Here is a 12241-nt window from a genome sequence, read left to right as displayed (position 1 = left end):
GGTGGCAATTCGGCGCAAACATGAAAGCGCCGGGTCGGCCTGACCCTAGATACCGAACAGTTTCCCGAGCGACTTTTCGAGCATGAAGAATTGCCAGATCAGCCGCCCGTGGTCGCGCCGTCCCGACTGGTGCGCCGCGACGATGCGTTCGATCTCGGCCATGTCGAACCACCCCGATCGCGCGAGCGTCGACGAGGTCGCGAGGCCGCGGGCCTGTTCGGTCAGCGGCCCACGGAACCATTGCGATACCGGCGTCACGAATCCCATCTTGGGCCGATACAGGATATCGCGCGGCAGATAGGGCTCCATCGCCTTTTTGAGGATGGCCTTGCCGGTGCCGCCCTTTACACGCATCGACGCGGGTAGCGAGGCGGCGAATTCGACCAGGCGATAGTCGAGCAGCGGCTCGCGCGCCTCCAGGCTGACGCCCATGCTCATCCGGTCGGTCTTGGTCAATATGTCGCCCGGAAGCCAGATTTTCAGGTCGGCATATTGCGCGCGGTCGAGCCGCTCGCGCGCCGGTGCGTCGGCCATCGCTCGCCAGTAACGCCCCTCGGCGACATGGTCGCCAAGCGCGGTCCTGGCCGCTCCGTTGAACAGCCGCGCGCGCTGCGCCGGGCCGGTAACCCCGACCGCTTCGGCATAGCCCTCGGCGCCGCTCTTCGAGAGGCTGGCCAATGTCGCACGAGCGCGGAGCGGGCGCGGCGCCCAGTCCATCTGGGGCCAGGCGCGCGCCAGCGGGCCCAGCAAATTGCGGCGCAATACGGCCGGGATCATCGCCCGCAGCCGCTCTTCCTGATGCTGGAAGACCAGCCGGCGATACCCGGCAAACGCCTCGTCGGCTCCGTCACCCGAGAGGGCGACCGTCACCTGCTCGCGCGCGAGTTCGCACACGCGATAGGTCGGCAGGGCGCTGGCGTCGGCAAAGGGTTCGTCGAACAGGTCGGCGATCCGGTCGATCAGCGCGAAGTCGGCGGCCGCGACGGTGCGCGTCCGGTGGTCGGTCGCAAACCGCTCGGCAATCACCTGGGCATAAGCGGTCTCGTCGAGCGCCGCCTGGTCAAACCCGATGGTACATGTCTTCACCGCCTTGCGGCTCGCCTCGGCCATCAGTGCGACGACCGCGCTCGAATCGACCCCGCCCGACAGGAAGGCGCCGAGCGGTACGTCGGAAACCATCCGGTCGGTGACCGCCGCGCGCATCAGGTGGACGAGATGCTCGGCCGCCTCGCCCTCGCTGGCGCGGATGCGGGTCGAAAAATCGGGTGTCCACCAGCAAGTCGGCGCGGGAAGACCCTTGCCGCGCTCCAGCATCAGAAAATGGCCGGCGGCCAATTTCTGTACCCCGGCAACCATGCAATTGTCGTCGGGAACATAGCCAAAAGCCAGGAAGTCCTCGACCGCCGACAGGTTCGCCTCCTGCCGCAGCAGCGGGTGACGGAGCAGACCCTTGAGTTCCGACGCAAAGGCCAGCGACCCGTCGGACAGGCGCGCATAATGGAGTGGCTTCACCCCCAGCCGGTCGCGCGCCAGAAACACGCAGCCGCGCGCGTGGTCGTGGATCGCAAAGGCGAACATGCCGTTCAACCGCGGCAGGCATTCCGGCCCCCATTGGCGCCACGCGGCGATGATCACCTCGGTATCGCCGCTGGTGCGAAAGCGGTGGCCGCGATCCTGCAATTCCGCGCGCAATTCCCGATAATTATAGATTTCGCCGTTGAAAGTGATGGTGACGGCCTCGTCATCGCTCGCCATCGGCTGCGGGCTGCCCGCGATATCGATGATGGACAGCCGCAAATGGCCGAAGCCGACGCCGGGCGCGGTCCAGGTGCCCGATCCGTCGGGGCCGCGATGCGCCATGGGATGCAGCATCGCGCGCAGGCGCGCCGGATCGACCGGCTTCGCCGTTTCCAGATGATAGAGGCCCGCGATCCCGCACATGCTTCGCGCTTAGCCGGTTTTCAACGCGCGGTCAGCCATCGCCTTCGCACCGCCCGACGCGGAAACGAAATCGGCCACCGCCGCGCGTCCCCCCTGGCCCACCTCGCTCGATACGATCAGCGAGAGGGCGCGCGGATCGCCACCGATCAGACGCGCCTTCAATTCGGCGAGCTTGGCCGCACGGGGATCGCCCGTAACCCGCCGGTCCACGACGTACCACGTCGCCGCTTCGCGCAGCAGCGGGCCGGGATGGAGCAGCCGCTCGGTCTTGCCGCCATCGACGCTCGGCAGCGCCGCGCTCCACATCCATTTGCCGTCGGGGTCGGCCGCTCCCTGCCCGAAGCCCACGATCTCGCGCCCTTCGGCCTGCCTTTCATAGCCGCCGATCGCGACGGTCACGCGGCGCCCGTCCGCGTCGACGAAATGGCGGATCAGTCGCTGGTCGGCGCCGTCGAAGCGCGGTTGCCATGCGGTTCCTCCCGCCGTCGCGTCGCTCCAGCCTGCGGGCACCGCGACCGGCATCGTCGCCGGCAGCGGTGCCGAGCGTCCGCCGACAAGCATCGCCCAGCAAAAGAAGGCCAGCGGGATCGCGAGCGCCGCAAGGCCGACGACGCCCCCCGGGTCCGCGCGGCGCGGCACCGCTTGCAGCGTGGCGACATCGATCGCGGGATCGTTCGCGGGCCGGTCGAACCAACGCCGCGCAACCAGCATGACGAACAGGATGACGAGTCCGAAAAAAATCCAGCCATAAAAGATATGGTCGATCCCGCCCGCCCGCTCGATCCCCCAGATTTCCGCGGCGACCATCGTGCCCCAAGCGCGCAGCGCATTGGCAAGGATCGTCGTCGCGAGCGCGGCCGAGACAAAGACGATCCGGCGCGGCCAGCGCGTGAAGCACAGATGCGCGGCGAACACCGAATAGGCGAGCATCGCGATCAGGAAGTTGACCCCCGAACATTCCTCCGCAACCTCGAAAAAGCCCGCGCGCGTCGTGATGAAAACGCCCTCGATCGACGCTTCGAGACCCGACAGATGGAGCAGGACGACGCTGATCCGTGCGGTGAAGGTCTGGAGAAGCGGCACCAGTTCCTCGCCAAAGGGCACGAGCAAGAGCGCATAGGCGAGCGGGAAGTGCAAGGCGCGAACGAGCTGCCTGCCGAGCGCGACGCCCACCGCGCCCTGGAGCATCAGCACCAGCCCCAGTTGCCGGAACAGCGCGACCCCGGCCGCCTCGCCGACAAGCCAAGCCAGTCCGCCGCCCGCCAGCCAGATCAACGCGGGCCCCCACCACACCGGGGTCAGCCCGCGCAGCAACGGCACGCGCAGCGAGATCAGCCAGCCGATCATCGGCACCATCAGCAGGCAATGGGTGAAGGTCGAACTGTGCCACCAGATGCCTGCCATATCGCCGGCATCGCGGTGGAACAGCAGCAGGATCGCGGCCGACAGCACGGCCAGCGCGGCGAGGTGCCGCTGCCAGATCGTCCAGCGCCGCGGACGGGCGGGGTCAAAGGTCGCCGCCATCAGTCGGCCAGGCCCAGCAGCTGCCCAAGCGGCGCAAGCCTCGCGTCCCAGCCATAGCGCGCGATCATTCGCGCTCGCGCCGCCGCACCCATCCTTGCCGCCGCGACGGGATCGTCGAACAGACGGCACACCGCGTCCGCCATCGCGTCGGCGCCGTCCGCGACGAACAGATGCTCCCCGTCGCGGGCGTCGATGCCGGTCGCCGCCGCCGAACTCGCGGCCACCGGACGCGCCATCGCCATTGCTTCGAGCAGCTTGTTCTGCACCCCGCGCGCCAGCAACAGCGGCGCGACCACCGCGTCGGCGGCCGCCAGCCAGGGGCGGACGTCGGGCACTTCGCCGGTCACCTCCACCCCCGGCAATTCGCCAAGGACGCGCACCTCCTCGGTCGGCGCGCGCCCGACGATCGCAAAGCGCGCCTTTGGATGCCGCTTGCGGACCAGCGGCAGGATGTCGGCCGCGAACCAGTGTACCGCGTCGATGTTCGGGCGATAGTCCATCTGGCCGGTGAAGACCGCGAGCGGCCCCTCCCCTAAGCCGACGGGTTCGAACGTCGGCGCGGGGTCGAAGCGATCGGTGTCGATGCCGTTCTCGACCGCAAGGACGATGTCGCCGCCCAGCCCGCTCTGCTTGCGGAACAGCGCCGCTTCGGCCTCGCTGACGAACAGGCTCGCATCGACCTCGCTCGCCACCTTTGCCTCATAGGCGCCAAGTTTCGTAGCCTCGCGCGCGTGAACCCAGTGCATCGGCTGGCTTTTGTCCTGCTCGGCATAGGTGGCGAATTTCGCCGAATCGACGTCGACGAAATCCATAACAACCGGTCCGTCGAACCGGCGCGGCAGATATTGCGCCATCTGGCTGGAAAACGCGACGATATGCGTGATCGTGCCGAGCGCGAGCAACGCGCCGATATGCTCGGCCAGCGCCGCATTGCGGAACAGCCGGTTGGACACAGGCTCCCCGCGCAGCACCGCTCCCGCCAGCGCGAGCGGACGCGGGACGTTGCGCACTTCGATACACAGGCTCTTGCAGAGCGGTGCCATTTTTTCCCGGGCGGCTTTTGCATCGGCGGCATTGTCGGCGAGCGCCGCCACGTGCACCGGCGCCAGCTTCGCCAGCGCTTCGAACATATGCCAACTGCGAATGCGATCGCCGCGATCGGGCGGCCATGGCGCGCGATGCACCAGAAACAGGATTTCAGCCATCACCCCAAACCGCGTGCGATCAGTGGTCCGATACGGTTCGCGGCCCACAGCGGCAGCTTTTTCCACAAATTGACCTGCAGCCGGTATTTGGCGCTGTTCGGGTTGGTGTCGCGCGGCGTTTCGCCCGGCGCAAGCCAGCGGGCATAGACGAGCGGCTGTGGCTCGAACCCCCAATTCTTCTTGTACGACCAGGGGCCGGTACCGACCTTCGATCGCCCGAAATCGAAACGCGAACACCCCTTGGCGCGGGCATGGTTCATCAGCGCGTAGTACATCCGTTCGTTGGCCCGCAGCCCGCGCGCCGCAAAGGTCCCACCGCCCCAATAGGGCATTACCGTCCCGCGCCAATACAGGCTGAGCACGCTTGCGACGGGCGTGTCGCCGGCGCGGACCGTCAATATGTCGGCGGCGTCGCCGAAGGCGTCGAGAATCGCATCGAACAGGGCTTTTGGAAAGACCGGCGTTCCCAGATTGCGTACGCTTTCAGCGTAGACGCGATAATGGTCGCGCCGCTCGGCAGCATCGCGGCCGGTCGTCACCGACAGCGGGCCGGCAAGCGCCTTGCGCACTTCGGCACGCTGCTTGCGCGGGATCGCCAGCAATTCCGCATCGTCGTCGGCGGCAAGATCGCGCGCGAAGCCGGCATAGACCCCGTCTTCGCGTCGCCAGCCCTTGCCATCGGGCAAGCCCCCGCCGCGCAATTCGACCGAGGGAACGCCAAGCGACCGGGCGAGATCCGCCGCCGCGCCGGCAAGCCCGTCCGCCGCCGCGGCATCGCCCGCCAATATCCCGCCATCGACGGCAAACCCGCTCGCGACCAGCGCCTGTCCGAACAGCGGCGAGCGGACATGATGCAGGGGTAGCAGCCCTGTGACCGCCCCGTCGGCACCGCGCGCCGCCAGCGGATGACAGCGATGTCCCGTTGCCGCGCTCACCGCTTCGCACCACGCGCGGCTGTGGAACGGCGTTGCCGCGTCATGCCCGGCGACATAGGCGTCCCACTCGGCCGGCTCGCCGAGCGGCGCTATGGCCGCTTGCGTCGACGGGTTCGCGGCACGCATCGGGGCCGTCACGCCGCCGCCTGCCACGGCTGCGCGCGATCGCGCTGTGCGGGCACCAGCGCATCGGCGCGGGTCCAGTCGAAGTCGTCGAGCAATTTCTTCAGCTTGCCGGCCATCGCCGACAGGCCGCTGTAATGGCGGATTTTCGACTTGAGCGGTGCCTCGTCGACGCGCGGCTGCGCTGGGTCGATTTCCCACGGGTGGAAATAGAGGATCGCGGGATGCCCCTCGGCATTCATTCGCGCGACCGCCCAGCGGGTGAAGCCATAAGGCAGCAGGCGCATGAAGCCGCCGCCGCCCGCGGCCAGCGTCCGTCCCGCAAGCCGCGCGGTCGTGACCGGCCACTCGACAAGATCGCTGTCGGGCAAGGGGCGCCAGGCATGGCGCGGACTTTGCGGCCAGCCATAATGGTCGTGAACCACCGGCGCGACGCTGGACGAATAGGCATAGCCCTGCTCGGCAAGCACCGCATGCGCCCAGGGCGTCCGCGTATCGACAGAGAAGCTCGGCGCCCGATATCCGCGCACCGCGACCCCGCCCAGATCCTCCAATATGCCTTGGGTTTTCAACAGGTCCGCGGCGAATTCGTCGGCGGTCAGCGTGAAGACGCGCTTGTGGTCGTAGCCGTGGCTCGCGAGCTCGTGCCCCGCCGCCACGATGCGCTTGATCAGCCCGGGATAGCGTTCGGCAACCCAGCCGAGCGTGAAGAAGGTTCCTGCAACTCCCGCGTCCGCGAAGATCTGCAGCACCGCGTCGCAATTCGCCTCGACCCGGCATTCGAGCGCCGGCCAGTCGGCGCGGTCGATCGTGCGCTCAAAGGCGCCGACCTGGAACCAGTCCTCGACGTCGACCGACAGGCCGTTCTGCATCTTCGCTCACCTCCATCGCCTTCCCGGGGGCTCCTGACCCTAGCCGAAAGCGGCGCCGACGTCAGGCCGCCCAGACCTGCGACCGCGCGGGGTTGGGCGCATTTTCCGGGTCGCGCTCGACCCATTCGATAAGCAGATCGAGCACGCGCCGCAGCGCGGCGTCCTGCTCGACAAGTCGCGCCTCGAGGCTGGCGATCTGGTCCCTCAACGCTTCGACTTCGGCGGCGTCGATCGATGCGAGCGACGCTGCGCCCGACGATACACCGCCGCTCGCTTCGTCCGATCCCTGCAACGCAATCTCGCTCGGATCGAGCGGCGCATCGGCCGCATCGGGTGCCGCGAATGGCGCGCGGTCGCTGTTCGATGCGACCGGCCACTCGAGCGGCGCATCGGCCGGTGCGGCGGCCGGCGTACCGAGCGCGCGGGCGATGTCCTCGACCGGCGGCGCGAGCGTCGCCTCGTCGATGCCGCGATCGGCCTCGATCTCGCCGATCACGTCGCGGACATGCTGTCCGGTGATGCGGTTCAGCTGCTCGACCGCGCCGAAGAGCAACAATCGGCTGACGAGGACGTTCAGCTTGCGCGGCACGCCCTCGCTATAATCGAAGATTTCCTCGAAGGCATCGGGACTGAAGCTGGGGTTTCCGGTCCAGCCGACCTTGCCCAGTCGATGCAGGATATAGGGTTCGACCTCCTCGGGCTCCATCGGATCGAGGTGATGCGTGGCGATCACCCGCTGGCGAAGCTGCTCGAGCGTCGGCGAATGGAACAGCGTCTGACGAAACTCGGGCTGGCCGAGCAGGAAAATCTGCAGCAGCGAATGGCCACCCAGCTGGAAATTCGACAGCATGCGCAATTCTTCGAGCGCCGAAATCGCCAGATTCTGGCCTTCGTCGACGATCAGCAGGGTGCGACGTCCGGCGCGCGCCTGCTCGCGCAGATATTGCTCCATCGCACGCAGCAATTCGGCCTTGCTCTGGCCTTCCCACTCGATCCCGAACTGTTCGGCAACCAGGCGCAGAAGGTCGTCGCCCTCGACCTGCGTCGACACCAGCTTGACCGCGGTCAAACGATTGGGATCGATCGTGTTCATCAAATGGCCGACCAGCGTCGTCTTGCCGGTTCCGATGTCGCCGGTGATGACGATGAAGCCCTCGCCCTGCGCCAGACCGTAGCCCAGATAGGACATCGCCTTGCGGTGCGTGCCGCTCTCGAAATAGAAGCTCGGGTCGGGGGTCAGCTGGAAAGGGCGCCCCGTGAAGCCGTAGAACTGATCGTACATCGGATGTCCTTCGCAGGTCTGGATCAGAAGTTATACCGCAGGCCGACCAGCGCCGAACCGATAAGTTCGCTGTTGAAGCCGTCCTGGTCGAAAGCGTTGAGTGCGGCCGCGGCCGTGCCGGTCAGCCCGCGCCACAAGCGCCGCGAATAGGTCGCCGTGATGCCCGCCGACTGCACGTCGGCGGCGCCCGGCGCACCATTGTCGTAATAGTTCAAATAGCCCGACAGGCCGAGCGTCGAGTCGGCGTCGAGTTGCCGCCCCGCGGTCAGGAACAGATAATAGCTGCTGTCCTTGATGCCGTCGAGTTCGGCGATGACCGAGGTGGCGGGAACGAGCAGGCGGCGCTGGTCATATCCGATGCCGACGCCATAGCTCCAGCGGCCATAGCGCGACGACAACACTGCCTGGATACCGCGGTTGCGATATTGGGCCGCGGTCGCGCTCCCCAGTTGCGGGGTCAGACAGCCGCCGCCCTCTTCGCCAAAGACACACGGATCGATACTGCCGTCGACCGGGTTGCGCGTCGGATCGAACTGGGTCGGCAGCGCCGCCAGCCCACCCGAAAGGCCGCGCCCGAAACTCGAAAGTCCGTCATAGACGCCGACCTGGATCGTCGTCGCGTGGTCGGCGCGATAATAGAAGGCGCCGGTGTAGATGGTGTCGCCATAGCGCCGCCCGACCCGCGCGGTCAGCGACGTGCGCGGGCTCGGCCGCCACATCACGCCGGCATCCCAGATCAGCCCGTCGGTTTCGAAGGCGAGCTGGCGCGGCTGCGACGTGTCGGTGACATAGCGTCCGTTGGCATCGATCACCGGGATTCCGTTGGCGTCAAGCACGGGATCGCGCTGGCTGATCTCGATATCCTCATAGCCGACGCCGCCAAGCAGCGCGACCGCCGGCCCCACCGGGACGGTAATGTCGGCGCGCGCATATTTGCCTTCGTATCGCTGGTCGAGCTGGGTCGTGTCCTCGCGCTCGTAGCCGCCCGACACCTGCCAGCCAAAGGGCAGGTCGCCCGGTCGCTGCCCGACGCTCGCCCAGGCGACGTGGTTGGTCGAGCTGTCGAATGTGCCCTGCGAAAGTCCCGGGGTCGCGGCGCCCGGCGTATCGACATCGACCTTGGTATAGCCGAACCGATAGCCGGCGCCGACGTCGAGCCCGCCGATGCGGCGCGCGAAGGTCGGCCCCGCATAGAGCGAATAGACGTTGCCGCTGTTGGTGCCGCCGCCCAGAAAGACATTGGCGCTGCCCTGGCCGTCGGCGCGCGTCCGCGTCGCGAGCGCCCCGCCTTCGAGGTTGAATCCGCGCGCCGCTTCGAGCCGCGCGCGCACCAGGCCGCTCAGGATATCGGAATCGCCCAGCCCGCCCGATTCGCCGATGCGGTGTTCATAGCGGACCGACGCGGCGACTTCGGCGCGGCGCGTCACCACGGCGGCGTCGACTCCGGCCGCCAGCGTCGTATAGGTCAGGACGTCGCCGCCGTTCTTCAAATCGGCATTCAGCACCTGGCCGATCTCGAGATAGGGCGAAATATCGACCTGCCGCTGACGACGACGCTCGCCGCGTCCCTCGCCCGATTTGCCCTCGCCCGCTCCGTCCGGGGCCGGCGAACCGGACGCCGCCGGCGTATCGTCGCCGCTGCTGCCATAGCCGCCGTCCGACCATTGTGCATGCGCCGCGCTCGCGGTTCCGGCGAGCAATAGCGCAGCTAGCGCCGCGGCGCGACGCGCGAAAAGTGCTTCGGTGCGCATCAGGACGCGCCTCCCTGTCCATAATAGGTTCCAAAGCGGCGGCCGCCGGGGGAGAATTTGACCCCGTTGAGCAGCAGCTGCATGTGCGGGCACGCGCCCATCAGCCCGATCGCATCGCGCAGCGAGGATTCGAGCGTTTCGTCGGCACGCACGACCATGATCAATTGGCCGACATGGCCGGCCAGCACCGCGGCGGGCGACGCCGCGAGCACGGGCGGCGAATCGAGAATCACGATGCGGCCCGGCGCGCCCTGTTCGAGCTGCGCGAGCAGCGTCTCGGTCCGCGCCGACGCCAGCAATTCGGTGTCGTTCATATGCTGGGTACCGGCCGGCATGACCTTCAGACCCGGAATATCGGTCTGGATCAGGCAATCGCCGAGCGGCAGGTGCGGGTCCGACAGCGCATCCATCAATCCCGGCCCTTCGGCCAGTCCCAGCGTGTCGAGCACGCTCGGCTTGGCGATGTCGGCATCGATCAGGAGCACGTCGTGATCGGCCTCTGCGGCAAGGCTGAGCGCAAGGTTGATCGCCGTGAAGGTCTTGCCCTCGCCCGGATTCGCCGACGCGATCAGCACGCGGTGGCCACGCGGCACGACCGGGCGGTTGGCGGTCCCGGAAAAGTTGCGGATAAGCTCGCGCTTCACGATCCGATATTCTTCCGAAATGCCCGTTACCGGTGCGCCGGGCACGACCATCCCGCGCGCGGCAAGCGCATCGCGGTTGATCTTGCCCTGCCGGGCGGGAACGATCGCAGGTGCGGCGCGGGCGACATCCTTGCGCGGCGACGGCGTCGGCGCTGCGGCCGCCGCGACTTCGACGACGGGCTCGGCGACGTCGGCGGGCGCGGGTTCGGCGTCCACCTCGGGCTTGCGCTTCGCCCTTTTTTTGTCGGGCTCGGGCGGCAGGTCGGTCAGGTCGATCGTCGGCGCGTTCGACGCCGCGTCGATCCCGAACATGTCGGCCGCGCGTTCGAGCAGCGACGGCTTGCGTTTGAAGGGGCGATGTTCGTTCATGTCCTTTTCCCCCGTCACGCCACCAGGCCGCGTTGCACGAATTCGGCGACAAGCAGCAACGCATAGAGCGCGACCAGCGCCCCCGCGCCGCTCGCCAGCCAGACGAGGCGCTTGCGGCGCTCGACATGGCGGTCGGGCGTCACGACCTCGGTAATCGACCCGATCACCGGCAGGCCGCTCGCGCGCTCGAGGCGGGCGGCGGTCGGATAACTGGTGCGGACCTGCGCCAGACCAAAGGCCACGCCGATCCCGCCGGCGATGCCCGCCAGCAGCACCGCGGTCAGGAACAGCGGACGGTTGGGCGCCGACGGGCTCGTCGGCTTCGACGGCGGATCGAGCAATTCGACCTTGATCGCGTCGGTTTCGGTTTGCACCTGCCCGCGCAGGCGAACCTGTTCCCGCTGCGCCAGCAACTTGTCATATTGCGCCTTCAGCGCAGTATATTCGCCATTGATCCGGTCATATTCGGCCGCGACGCCGGGGTTCTGGATCTGCTGCGACGTGATCTTCGCGATATCTCCGGTCAACTGCGCCTTGCGCGCGGTCAGCGCGCTGACCGTCGCCTGCCGCTCGGCACGCATCGCCGCAAGCGAGGCATAGGCCGGGTTCTGGGCGTTGCCGCCGCCCCCGCCCGTCCCTTCTCGGTCGGCCTGCGCCTTCAGCGCGGCGATCTGGCTCTTGATGGCGATGACGTCGGGATGCGCGTCGGTCAGGCCCCGTGCGCGCATCTGCGACAGTTCGTTCTGCGCCCCCGCGAGCTGCTGGCGTGCGACGCCGGCGCCGGTCGCCGGGGCACCGGGAACGTTGATTGTCGCCGGGGTCTGGGCAAGCTGGCCGTTCGCCGCCGCGAGCGACGCCTGCGCGGCGACGAGCTGGCTGTCGATCTGGTTGATTTCGGAGCGCATCGCATCGACGCGCTGCGCCGGCGATCCCGCGCCGCCTCCGACGAGCCCGATGTTCGACGCCTCGAAGGCGGCGCGCCGCGCCTCGACCTCGCGCAGCGCCTTTTCGCGGTCGGCGATCTGCGACTCGAGGAATTTCAGACCCTCGCGCGCGTCCATCCGCCCGCCGCGCAACTGGTCGTCCCGAAACACGGTGATCAGGCTGTCCAGCACGCCCGACGCCAGCTTGGCGTTGTCGGCGTCCGACAAGCTGCCGACGCCGATGCTCGACGTGATTTCAAAGATATTGTCCTGCTGCGGTACGACCTTGATGTTCTTTTGCAGCATCGCGACCGCACCCGCCTTTTCGCGCTCGCTGGCGGCGGCCGGCAACAGGCCGGTCGTTACCGCAACCTTCTCCATGTTGCGCGCGCTGGTCAGCGTTTCGCGGATCTGGTCGATCTGCTGGCGACTGCCAAGTCCGCCCGGCGTGTCGTCAGGCAGGATCTGGTTGACGTCGACGAGCAGCCGGGCGCGCGAATCATAGCGATTGGGGATAGAGGCGATCGCCAGCCAGCCCAGGATGCAAATGCCCCATGCAACCGCGAGCACCAGCCATCGGCGTGTCCAGACGCTGTGCAGCGCCACCCGGATTTCGTCGTAAAGGCTGTTCATCGGTCGGGGTCGTTCCTTGAATTATTGGCGCGGACGGCG

General features: G+C 67.7%; 9 protein-coding genes. All 9 read right to left on the bottom strand.

Going from position 1 to position 12241, the window contains the following annotated elements; translation table 11 throughout:
* Positions 1-45: 45 nt before the first annotated feature.
* A complete protein-coding gene (locus AC58D2_RS09685) occupies positions 46-1941 on the bottom strand; it encodes an XrtA/PEP-CTERM system amidotransferase (protein ID WP_497389719.1) in 1896 nt (631 codons plus the stop codon).
* A 9-nt stretch (positions 1942-1950) separates the two neighbouring features.
* A complete protein-coding gene (gene xrtA, locus AC58D2_RS09680; protein WP_497389717.1) occupies positions 1951-3465 on the bottom strand; it encodes an exosortase A in 1515 nt (504 codons plus the stop codon).
* A complete protein-coding gene (locus tag AC58D2_RS09675) occupies positions 3465-4670 on the bottom strand; it encodes a TIGR03087 family PEP-CTERM/XrtA system glycosyltransferase (protein WP_497389715.1) in 1206 nt (401 codons plus the stop codon). The genes xrtA and AC58D2_RS09675 overlap by 1 nt, the downstream gene beginning before the upstream one ends.
* Positions 4670-5731 carry a FemAB family XrtA/PEP-CTERM system-associated protein gene (locus tag AC58D2_RS09670; protein WP_497389961.1) on the bottom strand — a complete coding sequence of 354 codons (1062 nt, stop codon included), beginning with the start codon at positions 5729-5731 and terminating at the stop codon, positions 4670-4672. The genes AC58D2_RS09675 and AC58D2_RS09670 overlap by 1 nt, the downstream gene beginning before the upstream one ends.
* An 8-nt stretch (positions 5732-5739) precedes the next feature.
* On the bottom strand, positions 5740-6600 hold the full coding sequence (locus AC58D2_RS09665; protein ID WP_497389713.1) for an XrtA system polysaccharide deacetylase: 861 nt from the start codon (positions 6598-6600) through the stop codon (positions 5740-5742).
* A 61-nt stretch (positions 6601-6661) separates the two neighbouring features.
* Entirely contained in the window at positions 6662-7882 is a 1221-nt protein-coding gene (locus AC58D2_RS09660) for an XrtA/PEP-CTERM system-associated ATPase (RefSeq protein WP_497389711.1), read from the bottom strand.
* Between the two features lie 23 nt (positions 7883-7905).
* On the bottom strand, positions 7906-9633 hold the full coding sequence (locus AC58D2_RS09655; protein ID WP_497389709.1) for a hypothetical protein: 1728 nt from the start codon (positions 9631-9633) through the stop codon (positions 7906-7908).
* Positions 9633-10646 (bottom strand): AAA family ATPase, encoded by a 1014-nt coding sequence (locus tag AC58D2_RS09650; protein ID WP_497389707.1) that lies wholly within the window; start codon positions 10644-10646, stop codon positions 9633-9635. Before AC58D2_RS09650 ends, AC58D2_RS09655 begins: the two co-directional genes overlap by 1 nt.
* 14 nt (positions 10647-10660) lie before the next feature.
* A complete protein-coding gene (locus AC58D2_RS09645) occupies positions 10661-12202 on the bottom strand; it encodes an XrtA system polysaccharide chain length determinant (protein ID WP_497389705.1) in 1542 nt (513 codons plus the stop codon).
* Positions 12203-12241: the final 39 nt, after the last annotated feature.

Source organism: Sphingopyxis sp. CR5 (assembly GCF_059693785.1).
The sequence above is the reverse complement of the archived record's forward strand: the minus strand, read 5'-3'. Positions and strand labels throughout refer to the sequence as shown.

Excerpts from the sequence above, each read along its gene's own strand:
- AC58D2_RS09685 (WP_497389719.1), bottom strand. The coding sequence starts at position 1,941 with ATGTGCGGGATCGCGGGCCTCTATCATCTGGAAACGGCGAAGCCGGTC.
- xrtA (WP_497389717.1), bottom strand. The coding sequence starts at position 3,465 with ATGGCGGCGACCTTTGACCCCGCCCGTCCGCGGCGCTGGACGATCTGG.
- AC58D2_RS09675 (WP_497389715.1), bottom strand. The coding sequence starts at position 4,670 with ATGGCTGAAATCCTGTTTCTGGTGCATCGCGCGCCATGGCCGCCCGAT.
- AC58D2_RS09670 (WP_497389961.1), bottom strand. The coding sequence starts at position 5,731 with ATGCGTGCCGCGAACCCGTCGACGCAAGCGGCCATAGCGCCGCTCGGC.
- AC58D2_RS09665 (WP_497389713.1), bottom strand. The coding sequence starts at position 6,600 with ATGCAGAACGGCCTGTCGGTCGACGTCGAGGACTGGTTCCAGGTCGGC.
- AC58D2_RS09660 (WP_497389711.1), bottom strand. The coding sequence starts at position 7,882 with ATGTACGATCAGTTCTACGGCTTCACGGGGCGCCCTTTCCAGCTGACC.
- AC58D2_RS09655 (WP_497389709.1), bottom strand. The coding sequence starts at position 9,633 with ATGCGCACCGAAGCACTTTTCGCGCGTCGCGCCGCGGCGCTAGCTGCG.
- AC58D2_RS09650 (WP_497389707.1), bottom strand. The coding sequence starts at position 10,646 with ATGAACGAACATCGCCCCTTCAAACGCAAGCCGTCGCTGCTCGAACGC.
- AC58D2_RS09645 (WP_497389705.1), bottom strand. The coding sequence starts at position 12,202 with ATGAACAGCCTTTACGACGAAATCCGGGTGGCGCTGCACAGCGTCTGG.